The organism is Achromobacter anxifer (assembly GCF_903652925.1).
GTDB lineage: Bacteria > Pseudomonadota > Gammaproteobacteria > Burkholderiales > Burkholderiaceae_B > Achromobacter > Achromobacter anxifer.
This window is the reverse complement of record NZ_CAHLAR010000006.1, coordinates 346,148-368,835: the sequence shown is the minus strand read 5'-3', so window position 1 is coordinate 368,835 and position 22,688 is coordinate 346,148. Positions and strand designations below refer to the sequence as shown.

At 67.7% G+C, this 22,688-nt stretch carries 22 protein-coding genes and 1 riboswitch; of the genes, 9 read left to right on the top strand and 13 right to left on the bottom strand.

The window, feature by feature from the left end; genetic code table 11:
• Window positions 1–68: 68 nt before the first annotated feature.
• The gene (ilvB, locus tag HWY37_RS21115) at window positions 69–1,889 is read right to left on the bottom strand and encodes a biosynthetic-type acetolactate synthase large subunit (protein ID WP_176089807.1); all 1,821 of its coding nucleotides are present in this window, start codon (window positions 1,887–1,889) and stop codon (window positions 69–71) included.
• A gap of 93 nt (window positions 1,890–1,982) precedes the next feature.
• On the opposite strand from ilvB, the gene HWY37_RS21110 reads away from it, so the two are divergent.
• Window positions 1,983–2,453: an Lrp/AsnC family transcriptional regulator gene (locus HWY37_RS21110; RefSeq protein WP_013390823.1), complete on the top strand. Its 471-nt coding sequence runs from the start codon at window positions 1,983–1,985 to the stop codon at window positions 2,451–2,453.
• 8 nt (window positions 2,454–2,461) lie between these two features.
• Here HWY37_RS21110 and HWY37_RS21105 read toward each other — a convergent pair whose 3' ends face one another.
• Window positions 2,462–3,382: a bestrophin family protein gene (locus tag HWY37_RS21105; RefSeq protein ID WP_175205328.1), complete on the bottom strand. Its 921-nt coding sequence runs from the start codon at window positions 3,380–3,382 to the stop codon at window positions 2,462–2,464.
• A 113-nt stretch (window positions 3,383–3,495) separates the two neighbouring features.
• Between HWY37_RS21105 and HWY37_RS21100 the strand changes: the two genes are divergently transcribed.
• Window positions 3,496–4,047 carry an SET domain-containing protein gene (locus HWY37_RS21100; protein WP_175205329.1) on the top strand — a complete coding sequence of 184 codons (552 nt, stop codon included), beginning with the start codon at window positions 3,496–3,498 and terminating at the stop codon, window positions 4,045–4,047.
• A gap of 110 nt (window positions 4,048–4,157) precedes the next feature.
• A riboswitch (FMN riboswitch) is annotated at window positions 4,158–4,312 on the top strand.
• Window positions 4,313–4,426: 114 nt separating this feature from the next.
• Window positions 4,427–5,146 (top strand): 3,4-dihydroxy-2-butanone-4-phosphate synthase, encoded by a 720-nt coding sequence (gene ribB / locus HWY37_RS21095; RefSeq protein WP_175205330.1) that lies wholly within the window; start codon window positions 4,427–4,429, stop codon window positions 5,144–5,146.
• 40 nt (window positions 5,147–5,186) lie between these two features.
• Here ribB and HWY37_RS21090 read toward each other — a convergent pair whose 3' ends face one another.
• Entirely contained in the window at window positions 5,187–6,386 is a 1,200-nt protein-coding gene (locus tag HWY37_RS21090; protein WP_175205331.1) for an arabinose transporter, read from the bottom strand.
• A 149-nt stretch (window positions 6,387–6,535) separates the two neighbouring features.
• Between HWY37_RS21090 and HWY37_RS21085 the strand changes: the two genes are divergently transcribed.
• Entirely contained in the window at window positions 6,536–7,201 is a 666-nt protein-coding gene (locus tag HWY37_RS21085; protein ID WP_175205332.1) for a TetR/AcrR family transcriptional regulator, read from the top strand.
• A gap of 66 nt (window positions 7,202–7,267) precedes the next feature.
• Here the strand turns inward: HWY37_RS21085 and HWY37_RS21080 are convergent, their stop codons facing one another.
• The 7 genes from HWY37_RS21080 to HWY37_RS21050 all read right to left on the bottom strand — a co-directional run bounded on the left by HWY37_RS21080 (window position 7,268) and on the right by HWY37_RS21050 (window position 12,510).
• Window positions 7,268–7,777 (bottom strand): nucleoside 2-deoxyribosyltransferase, encoded by a 510-nt coding sequence (locus HWY37_RS21080; RefSeq protein WP_175205333.1) that lies wholly within the window; start codon window positions 7,775–7,777, stop codon window positions 7,268–7,270.
• A gap of 5 nt (window positions 7,778–7,782) precedes the next feature.
• Window positions 7,783–8,352 carry a flavin reductase family protein gene (locus tag HWY37_RS21075; protein ID WP_175205334.1) on the bottom strand — a complete coding sequence of 190 codons (570 nt, stop codon included), beginning with the start codon at window positions 8,350–8,352 and terminating at the stop codon, window positions 7,783–7,785.
• 10 nt (window positions 8,353–8,362) lie between these two features.
• On the bottom strand, window positions 8,363–8,821 hold the full coding sequence (locus tag HWY37_RS21070; RefSeq protein ID WP_175205335.1) for a nuclear transport factor 2 family protein: 459 nt from the start codon (window positions 8,819–8,821) through the stop codon (window positions 8,363–8,365).
• A 135-nt stretch (window positions 8,822–8,956) separates the two neighbouring features.
• Complete coding sequence (locus tag HWY37_RS21065; protein WP_175205336.1) at window positions 8,957–9,568, bottom strand: NAD(P)-dependent oxidoreductase; 612 nt, start codon at window positions 9,566–9,568, stop codon at window positions 8,957–8,959.
• Window positions 9,569–9,818: 250 nt separating this feature from the next.
• Window positions 9,819–10,745 carry a 2-dehydropantoate 2-reductase gene (panE, locus tag HWY37_RS21060; protein ID WP_175205337.1) on the bottom strand — a complete coding sequence of 309 codons (927 nt, stop codon included), beginning with the start codon at window positions 10,743–10,745 and terminating at the stop codon, window positions 9,819–9,821.
• 51 nt (window positions 10,746–10,796) lie between these two features.
• A complete protein-coding gene (locus tag HWY37_RS21055; RefSeq protein ID WP_176089757.1) occupies window positions 10,797–11,726 on the bottom strand; it encodes a DedA family protein/thiosulfate sulfurtransferase GlpE in 930 nt (309 codons plus the stop codon).
• Window positions 11,727–11,868: 142 nt separating this feature from the next.
• On the bottom strand, window positions 11,869–12,510 hold the full coding sequence (locus HWY37_RS21050) for an Abi family protein (protein WP_176089756.1): 642 nt from the start codon (window positions 12,508–12,510) through the stop codon (window positions 11,869–11,871).
• Between the two features lie 727 nt (window positions 12,511–13,237).
• Here HWY37_RS21050 and HWY37_RS21045 point away from each other — a divergent pair.
• From HWY37_RS21045 to HWY37_RS21025, 5 genes are all read left to right on the top strand, one after another.
• Complete coding sequence (locus HWY37_RS21045; RefSeq protein ID WP_175205340.1) at window positions 13,238–14,269, top strand: BMP family protein; 1,032 nt, start codon at window positions 13,238–13,240, stop codon at window positions 14,267–14,269.
• Window positions 14,266–15,795 (top strand): ABC transporter ATP-binding protein, encoded by a 1,530-nt coding sequence (locus HWY37_RS21040; RefSeq protein ID WP_175205341.1) that lies wholly within the window; start codon window positions 14,266–14,268, stop codon window positions 15,793–15,795. Before HWY37_RS21045 ends, HWY37_RS21040 begins: the two co-directional genes overlap by 4 nt.
• 49 nt (window positions 15,796–15,844) lie before the next feature.
• Window positions 15,845–16,918: an ABC transporter permease gene (locus HWY37_RS21035; protein WP_175205342.1), complete on the top strand. Its 1,074-nt coding sequence runs from the start codon at window positions 15,845–15,847 to the stop codon at window positions 16,916–16,918.
• 10 nt (window positions 16,919–16,928) lie between these two features.
• Window positions 16,929–17,879 (top strand): ABC transporter permease, encoded by a 951-nt coding sequence (locus HWY37_RS21030; RefSeq protein ID WP_175205343.1) that lies wholly within the window; start codon window positions 16,929–16,931, stop codon window positions 17,877–17,879.
• Between the two features lie 150 nt (window positions 17,880–18,029).
• A complete protein-coding gene (locus tag HWY37_RS21025; RefSeq protein WP_176089755.1) occupies window positions 18,030–19,310 on the top strand; it encodes an amidohydrolase family protein in 1,281 nt (426 codons plus the stop codon).
• A 30-nt stretch (window positions 19,311–19,340) separates the two neighbouring features.
• Here the strand turns inward: HWY37_RS21025 and HWY37_RS21020 are convergent, their stop codons facing one another.
• The 3 genes from HWY37_RS21020 to HWY37_RS21010 all read right to left on the bottom strand — a co-directional run bounded on the left by HWY37_RS21020 (window position 19,341) and on the right by HWY37_RS21010 (window position 22,607).
• Window positions 19,341–20,174 (bottom strand): AraC family transcriptional regulator, encoded by an 834-nt coding sequence (locus HWY37_RS21020; RefSeq protein ID WP_175205345.1) that lies wholly within the window; start codon window positions 20,172–20,174, stop codon window positions 19,341–19,343.
• A 79-nt stretch (window positions 20,175–20,253) separates the two neighbouring features.
• Window positions 20,254–21,327, bottom strand: a complete 1,074-nt coding sequence (locus tag HWY37_RS21015) for an ABC transporter substrate-binding protein (protein WP_175205346.1) — start codon at window positions 21,325–21,327, stop codon at window positions 20,254–20,256.
• 116 nt (window positions 21,328–21,443) lie between these two features.
• On the bottom strand, window positions 21,444–22,607 hold the full coding sequence (locus HWY37_RS21010; RefSeq protein WP_175205347.1) for an alpha-hydroxy acid oxidase: 1,164 nt from the start codon (window positions 22,605–22,607) through the stop codon (window positions 21,444–21,446).
• Between the last annotated feature and the right edge of the window lie 81 nt (window positions 22,608–22,688).

The window sequence follows — 22,688 nt, the reverse complement described above, 5'->3', positions numbered from 1 at the left end:
CGATGGCTGCCGCGTGCGGGGTGTGCGGCACACACGCGCGGCCGCAGCCTCCGCCATCCACGTACCGCTTACGTCGTCTCGTCCTGATACCACACCCCTTCCGCCAGCATCATCTTCTGATGCCCATGCCCGGCGGGCATCATCGGGAAGCAGTTCTCCTGCGCGGCCACCGCCACGTCCAGGAAATACGGACCATCATGCGCCAGGCATTCGGCCAACGCCGCGTCCAGCTGCGCCGGGTCTTCGACGCGGGCCGCGCCCCAGCCAAAGGCGCGCGCCAGCGCCACGAAGTCCGGCAGCGAAGCGTTGTAGCTGTGGCTGTAGCGACCGCCATGGATCAGCTCCTGCCATTGCCGCACCATGCCCATGTAGCCGTTGTTGCACAACACGACCTTGACGGGCGTCTGGTGCTGCATGGCGGTGGACAGTTCCTGGATGTTCATCAGCACTGAAGCGTCGCCACTGACGCAGACCACGGTCTTGTCCGGATGGCCGACCTGCGCGCCGATGGCGGCGGGCACGCCGTAACCCATGGTGCCGGCGCCGCCGGAGGTCAGCCAGCGGTTGGGCTTGTCGAAGCGCAGGTACTGCGCGGCCCACATCTGGTGCTGGCCCACGTCGGTCGAGACGATGGCGTCGCGGTCCGCCAGCGCGGCGTTCAGGCGCGACATCAGGTGCTGCGGCAGGATCGCGTCGGCCGCCGGGGTATAGCCCAGGCAGTCCTGGGCGCGCCAGGCGGCGATGCGCTGGTACCAGGGCGCCAGCCGCGCCGGGTCCATGGGGTCGTCGCCAAGTTCGGCGCGCAGCGCGCGCACCAGCGGCAGGCAGTCGCCCACCAGGGCCACGTCCACGCGCACCACCTTGTTGATGGAGGCCGGGTCAATGTCGATGTGGATCTTGCGCGCGTGCGGGCAGAATTCCGACAGCTTGCCGGTGATGCGGTCGTCGAAGCGGGCGCCGATGCAGACCACCAGGTCGGCGTTGTGCATGGCCAGGTTGGCCTCGACCGTGCCGTGCATGCCCAGCATGCCGACGAATTGCGGGTTGGACGCGGGGAAAGCGCCCAGGCCCATCAGGGTCAGGGTGCAGGGCGCGCCGGTGTGGCGCACCAGGTCGGTGAAGGCCTCGCAGGCCTCGGGGCCGGCGTTCACCAGGCCGCCGCCGCCGTAGAAGATGGGGCGCTTGGCCTGGGCGATCAAGGCGGCGGCGCGGCGCACGGCCGACTGCGGCAGCTTGGGCGCCAGCTTGCCCGCCTGGCGGCGCGCGCGCAGCGCGGCCAGCTTCTGCTGCGAGGGCACGGAATCGTCATCCGCGTCGCGCGGCACGGCCAGTTGCACGTCCTTGGGGAAGTCCAGCAGCACCGGGCCGGGACGACCCTGGCGGGTCAGTTCAAAGGCGCGGGCCGTCACCGCGGCCACGTCGTCCACCGAACGGACCTGAGTGTTCCACTTGGTCACCGAGCGCGAGATGCCGATGGCGTCGCATTCCTGGAAGGCGTCGGTGCCGATGGCAGCGGTCGCGACCTGGCCGCTGATGCACAGCACCGGGATCGAATCGCACATGGCGTCCAGCAGGCCCGAGGTGGTGTTGGCCATGCCCGGGCCGGACGTGACGAAGACCACGCCGGTGCGGCCGGTGCTGCGGGCGTAGCCCTCGGCGGCATGCACGGCAGCCTGTTCGTGGCGCACCAGGACGTGGCGCAGCCGCGGTTCCGCGTACAGGGCGTCGTACAGCGGCAGCACGGCGCCGCCGGGGTAACCGAAAATGGTGTCCACGCCGCACGCGATTAACGTATCGAGCAGAATTTTCGCCCCGTTATCGGCGGGGCGTTCAGAGGCGGCAAGCGCGGCGGCGGCGGTGGGGTGCAGGCGATCGTTCATGCTATCTATCTTATTCGTAGATCCGAAGAATATTTATCTTCTTTTCCACGGATAACCGATGAACGGAGTAAATTTATCTTTGATTTTAAGGAATCAAAGAAAATGAACCTGGACAAGTTTGACCTCGCCATTCTCAAGGTGCTGCAAGACAACGCGCGCGCCAGCCTGAACGACATCGGCGCGGCCGTCGGCCTGTCGTCCACGCCGTGCTGGAACCGCATCAAGCGCATGGAAAGCGCCGGGGTGATCCGCGGCTATACGGTGGACATCGATCCGGCCAGCCTGGGCTTCATGGACACCGTGATCGTCCACGTCACCCTGGAAAGCCACAGCGAGGAAACGCTGTACGAGTTCGGCCGGGCGCTGGCGCAGATCCCCGAGGTGCTGGAGGCCTTCCTGGTCTCGGGCGACTATGACTATTACATCCGCATCGCCGTGCGCGACACCCGCGACTACGAACGGCTGCTGCGCGAACAGCTCTACCGCATCCCGGGCATCCGGCACAGCAAATCCTGCTTCGTGCTGCGCCGGTTGAAGGAAACCAAGCTGCCGCTGACCGGTTTGGCGGAATAGGCGCTGCCTCAGCGCAGCACGAAATCCACCGGCACGGCGGGCTCGGGCAGGGGCCGCACGCCCAGGCCTTCCAGCAGGTCGATCTCAATCACCCGGGCCAGCGCCGACAGCGGCAGGTCGTTCTCATCGGACCCGAACGGATCTTCCAGTTCGTCGCCCACCGCGTCCAGGCCGAAGAAGGTGTAAGCGACGATGGTGACGGCCACCGGCATCATGTATTCCAGCGTGCCCACCAGGCCGAAGGGCAGCAGCAGGCAGAACAACCAGGCCGTGCGATGCAGCAGCAGCGAGTAGGCGAAGGGCGAGGGCGTGAACTTGATCCGCTCGCAGGCCGCCTGGATGGCGGCGCAGGCGGCCACGCGCTGGGTCAGCGCCTGGTAGAGGATGTCGCTCAGTTCGCCGCGCCGCAGGCAGGCGGCCAGGTCGCGGTTGATGGCCATGAGCAAGACGTCGGGCACGTTGCGGCAGCCGGCCAGGGCCTCGGCCTCGTCCTGCGGCACCCAGGGACGCGCGGCAGAAGCCATGTCTTCCTGCCGCAGCCGCGCCGCCAGCGCGTAGCCAAAGCCGATGCAACGGCGCACGATGCGCTCCTGCACCGGGTTGGCGGTGCTGGCCGCCAGCAGCACCGAGCTTTCGCGCGCCAGGCTGCGCGCCTGCACGATCAGGTCGCCCCACTGCTTGCGCGCTTCCCACCAGCGGTCGTAGCAGACGTTGTTGCGAAAGCCCATGAACACGGACAGGGCCAGGCCGAACAACGAGAACGGCACCGCCGACAGATGGGCGGGCGAGAACCATTCCTGGTGGTACATCCACACCACGAAGCAGGACAGCGCCGTGATGACGAGGATGCGGCTGAGGATCCGCGGGATGATGGACCCGCGCAAGACAAAGAACAAAGCCAGCGCGGAAGGACGCGGACGGACAATCATGGTGCTAACCAGGAAAATGGGAGGAACGTAGCGGCGCACACTATACGCCTATCAAGCTGTCAAAAACGCGCCGATATAATCCTGTTTCGTCTCACCGCCACTTCCACTGATCAATGACCAACGAAGACACCCCGATCAAGCCCTGGCATGTCGTCCGCCGCTCCAAGCTGCACGGCAACGGCGTCTTCGCCGCGCGCAAGATCCCCGCGGGCACGCGCATCATCGAGTACGGCGGCGAGCGCATCAGCGCCAAGGAAGCCGACCGCCGTCATCCGACGAATCCGGACGATCCCTTCCACACCTTCTTCTTCGCGCTCAGTTCCGGCCGCGTGATCGACGGCGGCGACCAAGGCAACGACGCCCGCTGGATCAACCATTCCTGCGAGCCCAACTGCGAAGCCCAGGAAGGCAAGCACGGCAAGCGCGTCTACATCGTCGCGCTGCGCGACATCCCGCGCGGCACCGAATTGTCGTACGACTACGGCCTGGTGCTGGACGGCCGCATCACCAAGAAGCTCAAGGAAGGCTACCGCTGCCTCTGCGGCACGCCGCCGTGCCGCGGCACGATGCTGGCGCTGCCGGCCAAGAAGAAGAAAAAGAAAGCCGGCGAGACCGAGGCTGCGACCACCGAAGCGGCCTCCGAAACCGCCGCCACCGCCTCCTGACCGGACGGGGTCCGTCCCCGTCGGCCGCCAAGACCCCAGGCGCAGCAAGCGTATTCCGGGCCCCGCCGCGGACAGGCGTACAATCCTCCAGGTCGTTAACACGACATGCAGTACGTCTTCAGGGCGGGGCGAAATTCCCCACCGGCGGTATGCCATGCAATGTGGCGAGCCCGCGAGCGCCCGGCGTCCTTCGTGGATGCCGGGGTCAGCAGATCTGGTGAGATGCCAGGGCCGACGGTCATAGTCCGGATGAGAGAAGATGTGCCGGCACAAACCCGGTAGCACCAGGCGCGCTTGCGCCTGGACTGTCGTATTGCGTTCGGCTGTCGAGTAGCCCTGAAACGTTTTTCGCCCCTTTCAACTTGCGAGAGCGTTTCAAATGTCCAACGTTACCCTTACCCAGCAGTCCCCCATCCCCAGCCTGGCTTCGCAGCCTTTCGCCGCCCGCTTGCAGCGCGCCTTGCATCATCTGCGCCTGGGCCGTCCCGTCATCCTCATGGACGACTTCGACCGCGAGAACGAGGCCGACCTGATCGTGGCCGCCGACAAGCTGACCGTGCCGGTCATGGCGCAGTTGATCCGCGACGGCAGCGGCATCGTCTGCCTGTGCCTGCCCGGCGAAACCCTGGACCGGCTTGAGCTGCCGCCCATGGTCCAGCGCAACCAGAGCCGCTTTGCCACTGCCTTCACCGTCTCGATCGAGGCACGCGAGGGCGTCAGCACCGGCGTGTCGGCCGTGGATCGCGTCACCACCATCCGCGCCGCCATCGCACCGACGGCGCAAAGCGAAGATATCGTCAGCCCGGGCCACGTGTTCCCGCTGCGCGCCCAGCCCGGCGGCGTGCTGACCCGCCGCGGCCACACCGAAGGCTCGGTGGACCTGGCGGTGCTGGCCGGCCTGCGTCCCGCCGGCGTGCTGTGCGAACTGATGAACGCCGACGGCACGATGATGCGCGGCGCGGCGCTGGAACGGTACGCCGCGCAGCACGGGCTGGTGGCGCTGACCATCGCGGAACTGGCCGACCATCTGCAACAGCTGAAGGACGGCCAGGCCGAAGCGATCGACGACGAAGTGCTGGAGATGGCCGCGACGGTCTGATTCCGGCAAAGGCGGCGCCAGGCTGGCGCCGCCTTGCGCTTCAGCGCCTGGCCTTGAGCGCCATGGCCACTACCATCGCCGCCAGCGCGCACGCGCCGCCCATCGCATACACCGCGCCGTAGCCCTGCGCGCCGGCCAGCCAGCCGGCAACCGGGCTGCTCAGTCCCAGCGCAATATCCAGGAACGCCACATACGCGCCCATGGCCGTGCCCCGGCTTGCCGCGGGCACGCGGCGCACCGCCTCCACGCCAAAGGCCGGAAACGCCAGCGAGTAGCCCGCGCCCGTCAGCAAGGCGCCGGCAAAGGCCCAGGCCGGCAGGGAACCGGTCCAGATCAGCCACTGCCCCGCCGCTTCGATCAGCACACACACCAGCGCCACGCGCGCACCGCCCAGCTTGTCCGGCAGGCCGGCGAAGAACACGCGCGCCAGGATGAATCCCGCGCCGAACGCCGTGAACATCCACGCCGCGCCGTCCCAGCCCCGCTGCGAGAACAGCAGGCTCACGAACGCGGTGATCACGCCGAAGCCGACGCTGGCCAAAGCCAGGCCCGCGCCGGGCAGCAGCACCATGCCCAGCACGCGATAGAAGGGCGTGCGCGCGCCACCCATCGCGCGCACCCCGCGCAGCGGCAGCACCAGCGCCAGGGCGGCCAGCGGAATCAGCGCCGTGGCCCAGGCAATGCCCGCGAAGCCGGTGGCGGCGTATAGCCGCATGCCGGCCGGCGCGCCGAGCGCGTAGGCGGCGTAGATGGCCACGCCCACCCAGGCCATCACGCGACCGGCGTTCTGCGGCCCCACGCGGCCCACGCCCCAGCTCAGGGCGCCGGTGACGATCAGGCTTTCGGCGCAGCCCATCAGCGCGCGTCCGGCCAGCAACGCGGCCAGCGCTGCCTGCGGCCTGGCCGACAGGTCGTCGGCCAGCAGATAGAAGAGCCCGGCGACCGAACCCAGCGCGAAGCCGCCCACCACCGCGCGCTTGGCGCCGCGGCGGTCAGACAGCGAGCCGGCATAGGCGCGCGACAACAGCGCGGCGGCGAACTGCAGCCCCGCCACCACGCCGACGACCAGTGCGCCCAGCGCCAGCGTGCCGTCCACGTACAGAGGCAATACCGGCATGGGCAGGCCGATCATGAAAAAGCCGACGAATACCGCCAGCGCCAGCGGCAGGACTTGCGCAAAAACAGAGCGCGCGGGTCCCTGGGCCGCGGGCATGGCCCCGGCCGTCGATGAATGAGACATAGGATTTCCTTGAGTAAGCGATGCGCAACCCGGGGCCGGTACCAAAACCGGCGATGGCATAATCGCCCTGCGCGGGCGGTGAAACGGATTGCCTGCCGGAAATTTTATGAGCCATTGCTCATATTCGATACTCGCATTGCAAAGTACCCATGACCGCCATCCCACAGCCCCGTAAATCGCCGCGCCAGATCAGATCCCAGAACACCGTAGAGACGATTCTGCAAGCCACGGCTCGCGTTCTGGCCACGCACGGCTATGCGGGCACCAACACCAACCTGATCGCGGAAACGGCGGGCGTCAGCGTCGGTTCGCTGTACCAGTACTTTCCCAACAAGAACGCGCTGATCGCGGCGCTGCATAACCGCCACGACAACCAGATGCTGGACGTCATCGACGCGGTGCTGGACAGCAACCCCGCCGCCACGCTGCGCGAACGGGTCGCGGCGATCGTCGAGGCCATGCTGCACGCCCATCTGCTGGAACCCGCGCTACACCGCGTGCTGGAGCGGGAGTTTCCGCTGTTCGACCTGCCGCACGAGCACAGCCGCGCCGACCAGGACATCCACCGGCGCATGCGCCATCTGCTGGAATTGCATCGCGCCGAAATCGCGCAACAGGACCGCGACCTGGCAACCTACGTGGTGTTGCGCATCATGGAGTCGCTGGTGCATGCCGCGGCGCTGGAGCCGCCCGCCGGATTCTCGACGCAGCAGCTGGAACAGGCCGTGGTCGACGCGGTGATGGGATATCTGGGCGAGCCCGCCGCGGCGCCGCGCCGCGCGCCGCGCAAAACGGCGAAGACCGCACGCGGTTAGCAGGGCATTCGCGCTGAAAGCCGCAAGCCCGGACGGCCGCTGACAAGCGGTGCCTCAGCCGGACGGCTAGCGGCCCGGCTCGCGCGCCATCGCCGCCAGACAATCGGCGGCGCCGCCCGTGACAATGCGGGCGCTGCACGCCAGCATCAGATTCAGGTTCAAGCCGAAGTCTTCCACCGTGTAGCCTTCCGCGTCCACCATGCGCGACACGCCGTCGTCGGCCGCCGCGCCCACCGCCACCTGGTCGATCAGCGTGCCGGCCTGCCCGGTGTAGCCCCACACCGGCTTGCCGCAGGCGATCGCGTAGCCCACCTCGAAGGCCGTGCCGGAATCGGGCTCCGCGCCGCGAAACGGATTCAGGTTCGCCATCACCATGTCCGCGCGCCGGATCAGCGCAACGTTTTCTCGATAGATCCATTGCGCCAGCGCCGGACCGGACAGGTCCCGCGGCGCCTCGTTGTCCAGCGGAAACAGGCCCTCGAATCCGTAGGTGGCGCACAAGGCCTGCAAACGCTTGCCGTGCGCGGCCGCGTCGGGCAGGAACACGTCGAAACCGGCCAGATAAACGCTGCGCATGGGGATCACTCCGAATCGGAAACGTTGAACGCTTCGCCGGTGGCAAAGAAGGAGCCGCCGGCCACGTAATGCACCGAGCGGCGCTCGTCGTCGGGGAAATGCCAGCGGTTGCCGGAGAACGCTTCCGGCGCCGCCCACGCGGCCACCACCTCGCCGATGAAGAGATCGTAGGCCTGCTGGTTGTGCGGCTCGGGCACGACGCGGCATTCCAGCCAGCCCAGGCAGCCGCTGACCAGCGGCGCGCCGATCTTGCTGGCCGGAAAGGTCGTCAGGCCGCTGGCCTGGAACTTGTCCTCGTTGCGTCCGGAATCCGTGCCTACGCGCAGCGTGGCGCGGGCCTGGGCGCGCGTGGGTATGCACAGGGCGAACTCGCCGGATGCTTCGATCAGTTCGCGCGTGTAGGTGTTCTTGTCGACCACCACCAGCATCTTGGGCGGGCTGAAGTCCAGGGGCATGGCCCAGGCGGCCGCCATGACATTGCGCGCCTCGCCGTGGGCGCTGGTCACCAGCACGGTGGGACCGTGGTTCAGCAGCAGGTACGCGCGGGGCAGATCTACGGGTTCGATGCTGGCCATGCCTTGCTTCCTAGAACATGCCGTTCTTGTTGGCCGGGTTCTCGGGGATTTCCTGGCTCACGTCCCAGTGCTCGACGATCTTGCCATTTTCCACGCGGAAGATGTCCATGACGGCCTGGCCGCGGTCTTCCGGAGAATCGCGCCACAGGTTGTGGATCAGCACCAGATCGCCTTCGGCGATCACGCGCTTGATCTCGACGATGGCTTGCGGATGCTGTTCGAAATAGGCGGGAAAGAAATCCACCAGGGGGCCGACGCCGTCCTGCATGTACGGGTTGTGCTGCGTGTACTCGGGGCTGACGTACCGGCGCACCGCCTCATCGGTATCGCGGTCCTGGAACATCATGCGGAAGAACGCCACCGCGATGTCCTTGTTGGACTGGGGCGCGGCCACGCTGGCCGGGGCAACCGCCAGACCGGAGGCGGCAACCAGCATACAGAGGACCAACGATTTCAACTTCATACGCATACAGGGCAAGCTCAGGTATCGGAACGCCGGTTGGCGGTGCGCCAGTTTACAAACAAAAACATGGATTCCGGCCCTAGTCCGGAACGAAAAAAAGGGCCTCTCGCGAGGCCCTTTGCGCTCAGCCGGCTGTCCGGATCAGTAGCCGACGGTGTAACGGCGGCGCGAATGCTTGGGCGCCTCAAGCTCGTCGACCAGCGCAATCGCATAGTCCTCCATCGAAATCCAGCTCTTGCCTTCGTCGTCGGCCAGCAAGGTGTCGTCGCCCAGCTTGAACTTGCCGGTGCGCTCGCCCGGCTCGAACAGGGCGGACGGCGACAGGAAGGTCCAGTTCAGCACCTTCTCATGCCGCAGCGTGTCCAGGAACACCACGCCAGCGCGGGCCTCCGGCTTGTAGGCATCGGGGAATTCAGGGGTATCGATCAGCATCTTGCCGGGCGCGACCAGCAGGCTGCCCGCGCCGCCCACCACCAGCAGCCGCGGCACGCCCGCGTCCTTCACGGCGCTCAGCAGCGGCTTGGCGTCGGAGGACACGAAGCGCGATGCGCTGATCACGGCGTCATGGCCGGTCAGCAGCGGGGTCAGCGCTTGCGGGTCGGTGGCGTCGCCCTGCTTGACGGTCAGGCCAGGCTGGGGATTGACGTCGGCCGGGTTGCGGGCGATGCCCGTGACCTGGTGGCCGCGCTTGAGCAACTCGTCAGCCACGCGCGAACCCACGCGGCCGGTAATTCCGATCAGTGCAACTTTCATGGTCTTGCTCCTTGGTAGGGGAGCCAGGGCCGCCGCGACTTGCGGCATTGCGCGCTCCGGCTCAGGCAAAGCCATACTATTCGTTCAAATCCGATCAAAAAACCCGTAAATACGGACGAGTTTTTTGCAATTCATGCACCAATAGCGGGGAAGCCTGGGCGGAACGGGCATGGCGGCAGCCGGCCGGACCCGCCATGCCAGTGTGCTCCCGGCGGCTCCGCTTGAACAGGGGCCGCCGGGAAGGCGGCGCTCAGGCCGCGGCGCGCTGCGCCTGGTAGACCTGCAGGTGCGCGTAGGCGGTGCGCAGATAGGTCGCGTCCACGCCCAGGTTGCGGGCGCGCCGGACCATGTCGCCAACGATGTGGTCGGCCTCGACCGGCAAGCCCTGGCTCAGGTCGCGGAACATCGAAGCAGTGACGGGCTGGGTACGGTCCGCGATCAGCTTGCGCGCCGAGGCGTCGGCTTCCGGCCGCACCGCGTGGCCCGAGGCGGCGGCAACGGCTTGCGATTCCTGCAGCAGCCCGGTCATGATGTCGATGCCGTCGTCAGAAGAGGCAATCTGCCCAACGGTGCCACGCATCAGGCAGGTGGCGGCTGCCAGCGTCGTCAGAAACACGTATTTCTCCCAGATGTCCTGGTAGATGTCGGTGCTCAGGCGGCTGACGTATTCACCGCCGGCCAGCGCCTGTTCCAGCGCGACGCAGCGCTCGCTGCGGGCAGGGCCTGCACGCTCGCCGAAGACGATGTTGGCGTACTTGCCCAGGTGCACCACTTCGCCCTCGGGACCGAGCGTGGCGTTGATCTGGCACAGGCCGCCCAGCACCCGGTGCGGCCCGAATTCGCGGTCCAGCACGTCGTATTGCAGCACGCCGTTCATGATGGGCAGCACTGCGGTATCCGGCCCCACGGCAGGGCGGATGGCCTCGATGGCGCTGTCCAGGTCGTAGGCCTTGCAACTGAGCACCACCACGTCGTAGCCGCCCTGCAGGGTCTGCTGCGTGACCAGCTGAGGCTGCAGCGTGGCATCGCCCAGCGGGCTCTTGATGCGCAGGCCCTGCTCGCGGATCCGCGCGGCGCGCGCTTCGCGCACCAGGAAGGTCACGTCCGCGCCCGCCTGGGCCGCCCGTCCGCCGAAGTATCCGCCGGTACCGCCGGCGCCCAGGAACAAAATCCGCATGCCTGTCTCTCCTTGTAGGCTGCCCGCCGTCTGAGCGGGCTGATGGCGGAATTATGCGCCTTGTGGCGGAGCCGGGTGTTCGTGTTCCTGCCAGGCCTGGTAGCCGCCGCGCAAGGCCCAGGTCTTGGGATAGCCCGCGGCGCGCAGCCGCGACGCCAGCAACGCGGCTGACACTTCGTTGGGGCAGGCGCAGTACACGACGATGTCGGATTCCAGCGCCTGGGCGTCCAGCGTGGGCAAGGGCGCCTTCAGGTCCACCGCGATCGCGCCAGGTATGCGTTGCTCTGCGCGCAACGCTTCGGGGCGCACGTCGAACACCAGCGCATTGCGGCCGTCCTGGCGCCAGCGCATCAGCTCGTCCACCGACAGGCGCGGAATCACGCGCAGGCTGCGCAGCAGGATCCGGCGCCGCAGGAAGCGCGCCAGGATGTACAGCGCCAGCACCGCGGCCAGCACGCCCAGCCCCATCGCGCCATAGGTGCCCAGGATCTCCAGCACGTCGTTCACCACGCTGTGGAACAGGCCGCCCAGCAACAGGGCCGAACCCACCCAGATCAGGGAGCCCGCCAGGTCATAGGCCAGGAAGCGGCGATAGGGCGTGCCCGTGAGGCCCGCCATCACCGTGGACAGGGCGCCCGCCCCCGGCAGGAACTTGCACACCAGCAGGGCGCGCACGCCGATGCGCAGGTACAGGCGTTGCGTCTGCCGGATGCAGGAGTCCTGCGACAGCGACATCTTGCAGATCACGCCCAACAGGCGCGAGCCGTAACGCTGGCCGGCCACGTACCAAATGGTGTCGGCCAGCAGGCAGGCGGCGGTGGCGGCCAGCCAGGGCGTAAGCCAGCCGCCCGCGCCCGCCAGCGCGCCCGCGGCGATCAGCATGGGATAGGCGGGCACCGGCAAGCCGGCCTGCTCGACCAGCACGTTGGCGAATACCAGCCACCCGCCATACTGTTCCAGCAGTAGTTGTATGTCTTGCATGGAGTCTTCCAGCTTGCCGCGCCACGCGCGCGGCTCTTATGCGATTTTAGGCTTGCGGCCCCGGGAACGGCACGCCTGCTGGCGCAACGGCGCGTTCCATACTTGGAATGCCCTTGAACCCGGCGGATCCGCCATTCGCGGCTCAGATCGCCACGCCTTCAGCCCACTTCGCCGGCAAGGCGTCATGCCGGGCGAGCCAGAGGTTGATGCCCGGGTCGATCCAGTCCAGGACCTCCAGGATGTCGGCGTGAATCTCTTTCACGGACGGGGCCACCCAAAGCAATGGCTCGTGGTGCATGACGCGGTTTCGCAGATCGCGGATGCGGTTCAGCGACGAACTGATAGGACCGCGCTGGCGCTTTATCTTGGGGCAGGTCGGAAACGCCAGCAGAAGACGCCCCCATAGCGTGCGTCCGTGTTGCGCATTGAACAGCCGGGTCCACGATCCAAAGGTCAATTCGGCCACGATCTTGTCGATGGTGACGCGTTCCCGGCGTCGTTGGATCTTGTTTCCCGCATCGTTCACCGCGGCGTGCAGCCAATCGAATTCGGGCATGGGCAGACCATTCCACCAGTCGGGATTTCCCATCGACCTGCTCAGGCTTCGATGGATGGCATTCCGAAGCACTATTTCGAGGGTCTGCAAGGCAGGCATCAACGCCTGCGCCAGCAGGACGTTGTGATCGTAGGCAACGGCAGCACGCAGCGCGTCCCCGCCATACTTGTTCAGATAACGCCCCATTCTGGGCGCAGAGAACACCGTTACCCGCAGTTCCCATTCCATTAGTCCTGTTCTCCGCCTATCGAAGGGCGCCCCCACACGCGCCGCCGAAAACCTGGTTGAAGGGCATGCCAGAAACCGGTACAGTCCCAGCGCTGCCCTAGGAAAGCCACTCCCGGATGTGAATGCCGGTGATGCAACTAGGTCCGAACGATGGCCCCGCTTCGGTGGGGCCTCCCTATTTGTGCGGCCGGTTCGTCTAATCCGCCCGCCCGCGCCGTCAGACCGGCCGGCGCCTGCCCCTGCTGTTTCCTGCCTCCCTCAGCCAGACAGTGCTCTAGGCATCAATGATGCGGCGTCCGCGGGCCCATCGGACCTTGCCCCGGCGCACTGTCAGACCCGCTGACGGTGGACACAAGAAGCACTCTGTCCACCCCTTGCGACGCCGCGCACCGTCCTGGTGCCACCAATCCCCGCCAGGGTGCCTATAATCCTGCCCGGCCATCAGGTTTCCCCGACTTGTCGCGGGAATGCCCCATGGCATACAACTTGCTTCGCCAGGGCTGGCTGCGAACCCGATCATTCGGATGGGGCGCGTCTCCTGGCGCTCCCATCCGATGACCGATCCCACGCCCTCGTTTCCGTACGCTCGCCCCGGCACGCCTGCCGGCCGCGGCCATATGGAACCAGGCCGCGGCCGCGTGCGCGCTTGCGCCGCGCGCGGCACGGCGCCGGGCCCGCATCGCCGCCATTCCCCGTCCCTTTCCCTCCCCGCGTAGGAGTCACCTGCATGAAAGCCTCTTCCACCCCGTCCGTCGCCGGCATCGCCCGCCGCGGCCTGCTCAAGCTGGCCGCCGCCGCTGCCGGCGCGCTGCTGTTCGCGGGCGCCGCCCAGGCCCAGGCGCCCGCCAAGACCAAGGTCGCCGCCATCTACACGGTGCCGGTCGAACAGCAATGGGTGTCGCGCATCCACAAGGCACTGGTCGCGGCCCGTGACCGCGGCGAGATCGAATACACGTTCTCGGAAAACGTCACCAACGCCGACTACGAGCGCGTGATGCGCCAGTACGCCGAGCAGGGCAACAAGCTGGTGGTGGGCGAGGCCTTCGCGGTGGAGGCCGCCGCCCGCAAGGTGGCCAAGGACTATCCGCAGACCGCCTTCCTGATGGGTTCCTCGGGCAAGCCGCAGCAGCCCAACTTCTCGGTATTCGACAACTACATCCAGGAACCCGCCTACCTGACCGGCATGATTGCCGGCGGCATGAGCAAGACCGGCAAGATCGGCCTGGTCGGCGGCTACCCCATTCCTGAAGTGAACCGCCTGATGCACGCCTTCATCGAAGGCGCCAAGGAAGTGAACCCGCAGGCCGAGTTCACCGTGACCTTCATCGGCTCCTGGTTCGATCCCCCGAAGGCCAAGGAAGCCGCCTTCGCCATGATCGACAAGGGCGCGGACGTGCTCTACGCCGAGCGCTTCGGCGTGTCGGACGCCGCCAAGGAGCGCGGCAAGCTGGCCATCGGCAACGTGATCGATACGCAGCAGCAGTACCCGGACACCGTGGTCGCCTCGGCGCTGTGGAGCATGGAGCCCACCATCGAGGAAGCGCTCAAGCAGGTGCGCGCCGGCACGTTCAAGGCCGATGACTACGGCCAGTACTCGCTGATGAAGCACCAGGGTTCGTCGCTGGCGCCGCTGGGCACCTTCGAAAGCAAGATCCCCGCCGACCTGATGGCCAAGGTCCAGGCCAAGCAGAAGGCCATCCTGGACGGCAGCTTCACCGTCAAGGTCAACGACAAAGAACCCAAGTCCTCGGCACGATGAAACCAGCGCCTCTCGCCCTGCAACTGACGGGGATCACCAAACGCTTCGGCAGCCTGACGGCCAATGACGACGTATCGCTCACGCTGCGCCAGGGCGAAGTGTTGGCATTGCTGGGCGAGAACGGCGCCGGCAAATCGACCCTGGTGTCGATCCTGTTCGGCCATTACGTGGCCGACGCCGGCAACATCGAAGTCTTCGGCCAGCCCTTGCCCCCTGGGCGGCCAGACGCCGCGCTGGCGGCCGGGGTCGGCATGGTGCACCAGCACTTCACGCTGGCCGACAACCTGACCGTGCTGGACAACATCATGGTCGGCACGGAACCGCTGTGGAAGCTGGCGTCCGGCCGCGGCAAGGCGCGCCAGCGCCTGGTGGAACTCGGCCAGCGCTTCGGCCTGGGCGTGGATCCGGACGCGCGCGTCGGCACGCTGTCGGTCGGCGAGAAGCAGCGCGTCGAAATCCTGAAGGCGCTCTACCGCGGGGCGCGCGTCCTGATCCTGGACGAGCCCACCGCCGTGCTCACGCCGCAGGAAGTGCAGGACCTGTTCGCCACCTTGCGCGGCTTTGTCGACGAAGGCCTGGCCGTCATCTTCATTTCGCACAAGCTGGACGAGGTGATGGCCGTGTCGGGCCGCGTGGCGGTGCTGCGCCAGGGCAAGCTGGTGGCCGAGCGTGACACCGCGGACACCAGTCCGGCCGAACTGGCCGAGCTGATGGTGGGCCGCAAGGTCGTCATGCCGCACGCCGAAGCGGTGGCCGCCGCCGAGCAGGCCGCGCCCGTGGTGACCCTGTCGCAAGTGACCGTGCGCGACGCCCGCGACGGCGCGCCGCGCCTGGACAGCCTGGACCTGGTTATCCACAAGCACGAGATCGTGGCAATCGCGGGCGTGGCCGGCAACGGCCAGCAGGCGCTGGTGTCGGTGCTGACCGGCCTGCGCCAGCCCTCGGAAGGCACCATCCGTCTCGGCCCCGAACATGCGGCGGCGCCGACGACGCCGGCCGGCTGGACCGCCGCCCACGTCGGCCGCATCCCGGAAGACCGCCATGGCGAAGGCGTGATCGGCGACAGCCCGCTGTGGGAAAACGCCATCGTCGAAGACCTGAAGGACCGGCGCTTCGCGCGCTGGGGCCTGATCCGCGCCCGCGCCGGCCGCGCCTACGCGCAGAAGCTGGCCAAGCAGTTCGACGTGCGCGCCGCGTCGCTGGACGTGCGCACCCGCAGCCTGTCCGGCGGCAATATGCAGAAGCTGATCCTGGGCCGCACGCTGGCGCGCGAGCCGCGCTTCATCGTGGCCGACCAGCCCACCTGGGGCCTGGACATCGGCGCGGTCGCCTACGTGCGCGAACAGCTGCTGGCGGCGCGCACGCGCGGCGCCGGCGTCTTGCTGGTCTCCGAAGACCTGGAAGAGATCTTCGCGCTGGCCGACCGCATCGCGGTGCTGTGCGGCGGCAAGCTGATCGCCGTGAAGCCGGTATCCGAATGGACGCCCGCCACGGTGGGTCTGGCCATGACGGGCACGCAGGGATGAACACAGCCTCCCTGCCGCGCGACACCACCTCCTACCGAGCATTACTCGCATGAAACTGATCCTGGAACGCCGCCCGGAGCCCAGCCGCCTGGCGCTGGCCCTGGCCCCTTTCGCGGCCATCGCCTTCACGCTGGCGGTCTGCACCCTGCTGGTGGCCTGGGCCGGCGCCCCCGTGGGCCGCACTTACGCCCTGCTGTTCGAAGGCGCGTTCGGCTCGCGCTTCGCCCTGTCGGAAACGCTGACCCGCGCCACCCCGCTGATGCTGACCGGCCTGGCCTGTGCCGTGGCATTCCGCGCGCGCTTCTACAACATCGGCGCCGAGGGCCAGCTGTACCTGGGCGCGCTGGCCGCGGTGGCGGTGGGCGGCCTGCATGACGGCACCGGCTTCGACCTGCCCGTGCCCGCGCTCTTCGCCGGCATGATGCTGGCTGCGGCGCTGGCCGGCGCCTTGCTGCTGCTGATCCCCGCCATCCTCAAGACCCGCCTGGGCGTGGACGAAGTGGTGACCACGCTGCTGGGCAACTTCATCGTGCTGCTGTTCGTGTCCATGATGCTGGACGGCCCCATGAAGGATCCCATGGCCATGGGCTGGCCGCAGTCCGTGGCGCTCAACGGCGACCTGGAACTCGGCAAGCTGATCGAGCGCACGCGCGCCCATACCGGCCTCTTGTGGGCCGCGGGCCTGGCGCTGGGCCTGTGGCTGCTGAACCGCTACACGGTGTTCGGCTTCCAGATGCGCGCAGTCGGCGCCAACGCGCACGCCTCGCGCTTCCTGGGCCTGCCGGTCAACCGCGTGATGCTGGGCACCGCCATGCTGTCGGGCGCGCTGGCCGGCCTGGCGGGCGCGATCGAGGTGGCGGGCCGCACCGGCTACGTCACGCTCGACATGTCGCCGGGCTATGGCTACACCGGCGTGGTGGTCGCCATGCTGGCCGGCCTGCATCCGCTAGGCGTGATCCTGGCCAGCCTGTTCGTGGCCGGCATGCTGGTGGGCGCGGACAGCATGAGCCGCGCCATCTCGGTGCCGAACTACATCGCCGACGTCATCGTCGCCACTTCGTTGCTCGCCATGCTGGTCGCGACGCTATTCGCGCAGTACCGCCTGCGCCGCAACCGGGCTTGAGGAGCGCGCCATGGAATGGATGGATCTGATGAGTTCTTCGGCGTTCTGGGTGGCGGTGCTGCGCCTGGCCACGCCGTTGATACTGGGCACGCTGGGCGTGCTGCTGTGCGAACGCGCGGGCGTGCTGAATCTGGGCATCGAAGGCATCATGGCCGCCGGCGCCTTCACCGGCTGGCTGGTGGTGTACCTGGGCGCGCCACTCTACGTGGGCGTGCTGGCGGCCGCTTTCGCGGGCGCCGTGTTCGGCCTGCTGCACGCCGTACTGACTGTGCCGCTGGGCCTGTCGCAGCACGTGTCCGGCCTGGGCGTGACCCTGCTGGCCACCAGCCTGAGCTACTTCGCCTATCGCGTCACGTTCCCCAGCGTGAACACGCCGCCCACGATCACGCCGTTCGCCGAGATGAAATTCCTGGACGGCATACCGTTCATCGGCCCGGTGCTGGCGGGGCAGACGCCCATGACCTTGCTGGCGCTGGCCGCGGTGCCCATCCTGGCCTGGGTGCTGAACCGTACGCCCGTCGGCCTGGCGATCCGCATGGTGGGCGAGAACCCGGCCGCCGCCGAAGGACAGGGCCTGTCGGTGACGCGCCTGCGCATGGGCGCCATCGTGGCGGGCTCCGCGCTGATGGGCGTGGCGGGCAGCTTCCTGACCCTGGCGGCGTTCAACGCCTTCTTCTTCAACATGGTCAACGGCCGCGGCTGGGTCTGCGTGGCGCTGGTCGTGTTCGCCTCGTGGCGGCCCGGCAAGGCGCTCGTCGGCGCGCTGATCTTCGCCTTCTTCGACGCATTGCAGCTGCGCATGCAGCAGGGCGGCGCAGCGCTGCCCGGCATGCCTGAACTGCCGTACCAGGTCTACCTGATGCTGCCCTACGTCCTGTCCATCCTCGCCCTGGTGGTGATGGCGCGCCGCGCCGCCTACCCGCAGGCGTTGATGAAGCCCTACCGTAAGGGAGAAAGGTAGGGCCCCCCCGAGCGCTGCGCGCTTCCCCCAGGGGCGTCGCGATGGACCGGCAGAGCCGGCTCCATGCGACCCGGATGGGGTGACGCCGGTTTCGTGCGGCGAAGGGCTTGCGCAGTACCATGAACAATGAAATCTTCCGCTAGGAACACCATGCTCGACCTGATACTCAGACACTGCACGCTGCCCGATGGCCGCCAGAACATCGACATCGGCATCGCCGGCGGCCGCATCGTGGCGCTGGAGCCGGCGCTGAAGGCCGAGGCCGCGCAGACCGTGGACGCGGGCGGCCAGCTGGTGGCGCCGCCTTTCGTCGACGCGCACTTCCACATGGACTCCACGTTGTCCTTCGGACTGCCACGGGTGAACCAGTCGGGCACGCTGCTGGAAGGCATCGCGCTGTGGGGCGAGCTCAAGCCGCTGCTGACCCAGGAAGCGCTGGTCGAGCGCGCGCTGGCCTATTGCGACTGGGCAGTGGCACGCGGCCTGCTGGCGATCCGTTCGCACGTGGACGTGTGCGATCCGCGCCTCTTGGCCACCGAAGCGCTGCTGCACGTGCGCGAGAAGGTCAAACCCTACCTGGACCTGCAACTGGTGGCCTTTCCGCAGGACGGCGTGCTGCGCGCCCCCGGCGCCCTGGACAACCTCAAGCGCGCGCTGGACATGGGCGTGGACGTGGTGGGCGGCATTCCGCATTTCGAACGCACCATGCAGGACGGCGCGGAATCGGTGCGCATCCTGTGCGAACTGGCCGCCGAACGCGGCCTGCGCGTGGACATGCACTGCGACGAAAGCGACGACCCGCTGTCGCGCCACATCGAGACGCTGGCGTACCACACGCAGCGCCTGGGCCTGCAGGGCCGCGTGACGGGTTCGCATCTGACGTCCATGCACTCCATGGACAACTACTACGTCTCCAAACTGATCCCGCTGATGCGCGAAGCCGGCGTGGCCGCCATCGCCAATCCGCTGATCAACATCACGCTGCAGGGCCGCCACGACACCTATCCGAAGCGCCGCGGCATGACGCGCGTGCCCGAGCTGCTGGCCGCCGGCGTGCCCGTGGCCTTCGGCCATGACTGCGTGATGGACCCCTGGTACAGCCTGGGCTCGGGCGACATGCTGGAAGTGGCGCACATGGGCCTGCACGTGGCCCAGATGACGGGCCAGGACGCCATGCGCGCCTGTTTCGAGGCCGTCACCACCACGCCCGCCCAGATCCTGGGCCTGGACGAAACCGGCCTGGCCGTCGGCAAGCGCGCCGACCTGGTGCTGCTGCAGGCGCGCGACGCCGTCGAGGCGCTGCGCCTGCGCGCCACCCGCCTGTTGGTGCTGCGCGCGGGCCAGGTGGTGGCCACCACGCCGCCCGCCACTGCGACCCTGAATCTGCCGGGCCGTCCCGCCCAGGTCAGTTTCCAGACGCCGGCGCGCTAAGCGCGCCAGACGCAGACGCGCGTCCGCCCGCTATTTCAGCGGCATGCAGATGCGCGTCTGCAATTGCGCCGGCGGCGTGGTGCGCGGATCGTTCAGGTACTGCTCGAACATGGGGAAATCCGCCGGCACCTCGCCGCTGCCGGGCAGCCATTCCGAGAACATCCAGTTGTAGGCCTTGTCCATCTCGTTGTAGGGCCCGGTGTAGGTCAGGATGGCGCAGCGGCCTTCGGGAATCTCGAAGCGTTCCAGCTCGCCGCCCAGATCGGCGTCGGGCGCCACCGACATGCCGGCCATGGAGCGCAGCTGGCTGGCCGGCACCTGTTCGGGGTCGTCGAAGTACACGCCATAGCCGATGGATTCCGGCTGCGCAATGCCGCGGCTGACGGCCAGCATGAAGGCGCGCGTGAACAGCGGGCCGATTTCCTGATAGCTGCCGCGATGCGACAGGACCGCGAGCGTTGCGCCGGGAAAGGTTTCGATCTTGATGGGATACATGCCTAGCTCCTGTGGGTCGAAGGGACGGGAGCGGACAGCCCGGTAGCGCCCCGGCGATATGCCGAAGGTCGCGCCGAATGCCCGGTTGAACGCCGCGTCCGACTCATAGCCGGCGCGCTGCGCCACCTCGCGCAAGGAAGCCTCGGAATTCCCCAGCGCCACCGCCGCGCGGTGCATGCGGATGCGCTGCACGGTGGCGTTCACCGTCTCTCCCATCATGGCGCGGTAGACGCGATGGAAGTGGTACGGCGACAGACAGGCCAGCTCGGCCAGCCGGTACAGGTCCGGGTCGGCATCGGGGTGGCTTGCCAGCCAGCGCAGGACGGGTTCCAGGCGCTGGCCATACTGGTTGAGGGTTGCGGGCTTCATGCGGTCTCCTTGGAGAGCAATGTAGCGGGCCGGCCTTTGCAGATTTTGCGCTTTTTGCGGCGCGCGGGGCAGGGGGCCGTCAGCGCTCGATCTCCCGGTTCCAGCGCGCGTTGAACGCCGGCCGGGCCTCGTTGATCTGGTCCCAGTTCAGGATCCTGGCGTTCGACATATAACCCTGGAAGCGCTGCAGCGCGTCCGCATGGCCCTCGGGCGCCAACACGTTGCGGTTGGAAGGAAAATGCCCGCCTTTCTCCAGCGCCTTGGCCTGCGCCTGCGCCGAAAGCAGGTACAGCGCCAGCTTCTGCGACAGCTCGGGCTCGCTGTTCTTCGCGACGACGCACTCGCCCACCATCAGGATGACCGCGCCCTCCTTGGGCTGCGCGTACTCCACATGCGCGCCGCGCCGCTTCAGGCGGCTGATCGCGGTGGGCGTCCAGGGAAACAGCACGGCCTCGTCAGCCTGGATCATCTCGGCCAACCGGGCGGAATCCGGCAGGTATTCGCGCACGTTGGGGCCGATGGCGGCCGGCCATTTCGCGAAGCCGGGCTCGTAGTTCTGGTCGTCGCCGCCCTGGATGCGGTTGAACATCAGGAACGCGTGCAGGCCGAAGGTGCTGTTCGAAGCCGACTGGACCACGACCTTGCCCTTGTACTTGGGATCCGCCAGATCCATCCACGAAGTCGGCGGCGCCCAGCCCTGTTCCGCGTACACCTTGGTGTTGTAGCCCAGGCCGGTCATGCCGATGTCGATGCCCGCGGCCATGCGGTCCTTCTTCAACGCGGTGGGATACAGCTCCTTCAGCACCGGGTCGTCGTTGAGCGGTTCGCACAGGCCCATGGAAATGGCCCGCGCCATGATGCCGTCGTCCAGGAACATCAGATGCAGCTGCGGCTTGTCCCTGCGGGCCTGCGCCCGCGCCAGCACTTCCGTCGACAGGCCCGGCTCCACCACGATCCTGACGTTATTGGCGCGCTCGAAATCCGGGAACACGTGCTGTGTGAAGGCGCGCGCCATGTCGCCCCCGTTCATGCCGACGTACAGCGTCGTCTGCTGCGCCGCGGCGACGGCCGGCAGCAGCGCCACCGCGATGGCGCCCCACAGCCGCCTTCCCGCGCCCGGACGGCGCGCGCCGCCCAGTTTCTTACACGTCATGGAGACTCCCGCGTTTGCTCGCGAACGCTGCCGGGCCGGGCGCGATGCCCGCCGGCAAGAAAAAAGCCTGGCCACGCTCCCATGTCCAGGCTTTTGATCTCGGGCCGCGGCGCCATTCAGTTCGGATAGGTTCCGGGCAGCAGGATGCTGCGGTCGCCGGGCTCGATGGAACGGCGGCCGCACAGCGCCATGGTCGTGTCCATTTCCTTGTACAGGATCTCCAGCACACGGCGCACGCCGTCCTGGCCGTAGGCGCCCAGGCCGTAAAGGAAGGCGCGGCCGATCATGGCGCCGCGCGCGCCCAGCGCCACGGCCTTCAGGATGTCCTGGCCGGAACGCACGCCGCCGTCCATCCACACCTCGATCTTCGAGCCCACGGCGTCGGCGATCGAGGGCAGCGCGGCGATGGACGACATGGCGCCATCCAGCTGGCGTCCGCCATGGTTGCTGACGATGAGCGCATCGGCGCCGCTGTTGGCAGCCAACTGCGCGTCCTCGACGTCCAGGATGCCCTTGATGATGAGCTTGCCGCCCCAGCGCTGCTTGATCCATTCGACGTCGTCCCAGCTCAGGCGCGGGTCGAACTGTTCGGCCGTCCAGGACGACAGCGAGGATAGGTCGCTCACGCCCTTGGCGTGGCCGACGATATTGCCGAAGGTGCGGCGCTTGGTGCCCAGCATGCCCATGCACCAGCGCGGCTTGGTGGCCAGGTTGATGAGGTTACGCAGGGTGGGCTTGGGCGGCGTCGACAGGCCGTTCTTGATGTCCTTGTGGCGCTGGCCCAGGATCTGCAGGTCCAGCGTCAGCACCAGCGCCGAGCAGCCGGCCGCCTTGGCGCGGTCGATCAGGTTGGCGACGAACTCGCGGTCGCGCATCACGTAGAGCTGGAACCAGAAAGGCTTCCTGGTGGCTTCGGCGATGTCTTCCAGCGAGCAGATGCTCATGGTGGACAGGGTGAAGGGCACGCCGAAATCCGCCGCCGCCTTGGCCGCCAGGATTTCCCCGTCCGCATGCTGCATGCCGGTCAGGCCCGTGGGCGAGATCGCCAGCGGCATGACCACGTCGTGGCCGACCATCGTGGTGCGCAGCGAGCGGCCTTCCATGTTGACGGCCACGCGCTGGCGCAGCTTGATCTTCTGGAAATCGCTTTCGTTGGCTCGATAGGTGCCTTCGGTCCAGGCGCCCGAATCCGCATAGTCGTAGAACATGCGCGGCACGCGCTTCTGCGCGATGGCGCGCAGGTCTTCGACGCAGGTAATCTTGGAAAGGTCAGCGGTCATGGAGTGATCTAGAGTGATGGGCGCCAGCTGCGGCTCGTTATTGTTAGACGCCAGGCCGCCAGCTGCGGGCCGCTCCGGCAA

What these genes read in the sequence shown, in the direction of transcription:
- HWY37_RS21110 (WP_013390823.1), top strand. Translation starts at nt 1,983, where the DNA reads ATGAACCTGGACAAGTTTGACCTCGCCATTCTCAAGGTGCTGCAAGAC.
- HWY37_RS21105 (WP_175205328.1), bottom strand. Translation starts at nt 3,382, where the DNA reads ATGATTGTCCGTCCGCGTCCTTCCGCGCTGGCTTTGTTCTTTGTCTTG.
- HWY37_RS21100 (WP_175205329.1), top strand. Translation starts at nt 3,496, where the DNA reads ATGACCAACGAAGACACCCCGATCAAGCCCTGGCATGTCGTCCGCCGC.
- ribB (WP_175205330.1), top strand. Translation starts at nt 4,427, where the DNA reads ATGTCCAACGTTACCCTTACCCAGCAGTCCCCCATCCCCAGCCTGGCT.
- HWY37_RS21090 (WP_175205331.1), bottom strand. Translation starts at nt 6,386, where the DNA reads ATGTCTCATTCATCGACGGCCGGGGCCATGCCCGCGGCCCAGGGACCC.
- HWY37_RS21085 (WP_175205332.1), top strand. Translation starts at nt 6,536, where the DNA reads ATGACCGCCATCCCACAGCCCCGTAAATCGCCGCGCCAGATCAGATCC.
- HWY37_RS21080 (WP_175205333.1), bottom strand. Translation starts at nt 7,777, where the DNA reads ATGCGCAGCGTTTATCTGGCCGGTTTCGACGTGTTCCTGCCCGACGCG.
- HWY37_RS21075 (WP_175205334.1), bottom strand. Translation starts at nt 8,352, where the DNA reads ATGGCCAGCATCGAACCCGTAGATCTGCCCCGCGCGTACCTGCTGCTG.
- HWY37_RS21070 (WP_175205335.1), bottom strand. Translation starts at nt 8,821, where the DNA reads ATGCGTATGAAGTTGAAATCGTTGGTCCTCTGTATGCTGGTTGCCGCC.
- HWY37_RS21065 (WP_175205336.1), bottom strand. Translation starts at nt 9,568, where the DNA reads ATGAAAGTTGCACTGATCGGAATTACCGGCCGCGTGGGTTCGCGCGTG.
- panE (WP_175205337.1), bottom strand. Translation starts at nt 10,745, where the DNA reads ATGCGGATTTTGTTCCTGGGCGCCGGCGGTACCGGCGGATACTTCGGC.
- HWY37_RS21055 (WP_176089757.1), bottom strand. Translation starts at nt 11,726, where the DNA reads ATGCAAGACATACAACTACTGCTGGAACAGTATGGCGGGTGGCTGGTA.
- HWY37_RS21050 (WP_176089756.1), bottom strand. Translation starts at nt 12,510, where the DNA reads ATGGAATGGGAACTGCGGGTAACGGTGTTCTCTGCGCCCAGAATGGGG.
- HWY37_RS21045 (WP_175205340.1), top strand. Translation starts at nt 13,238, where the DNA reads ATGAAAGCCTCTTCCACCCCGTCCGTCGCCGGCATCGCCCGCCGCGGC.
- HWY37_RS21040 (WP_175205341.1), top strand. Translation starts at nt 14,266, where the DNA reads ATGAAACCAGCGCCTCTCGCCCTGCAACTGACGGGGATCACCAAACGC.
- HWY37_RS21035 (WP_175205342.1), top strand. Translation starts at nt 15,845, where the DNA reads ATGAAACTGATCCTGGAACGCCGCCCGGAGCCCAGCCGCCTGGCGCTG.
- HWY37_RS21030 (WP_175205343.1), top strand. Translation starts at nt 16,929, where the DNA reads ATGGAATGGATGGATCTGATGAGTTCTTCGGCGTTCTGGGTGGCGGTG.
- HWY37_RS21025 (WP_176089755.1), top strand. Translation starts at nt 18,030, where the DNA reads ATGCTCGACCTGATACTCAGACACTGCACGCTGCCCGATGGCCGCCAG.
- HWY37_RS21020 (WP_175205345.1), bottom strand. Translation starts at nt 20,174, where the DNA reads ATGAAGCCCGCAACCCTCAACCAGTATGGCCAGCGCCTGGAACCCGTC.
- HWY37_RS21015 (WP_175205346.1), bottom strand. Translation starts at nt 21,327, where the DNA reads ATGACGTGTAAGAAACTGGGCGGCGCGCGCCGTCCGGGCGCGGGAAGG.
- HWY37_RS21010 (WP_175205347.1), bottom strand. Translation starts at nt 22,607, where the DNA reads ATGACCGCTGACCTTTCCAAGATTACCTGCGTCGAAGACCTGCGCGCC.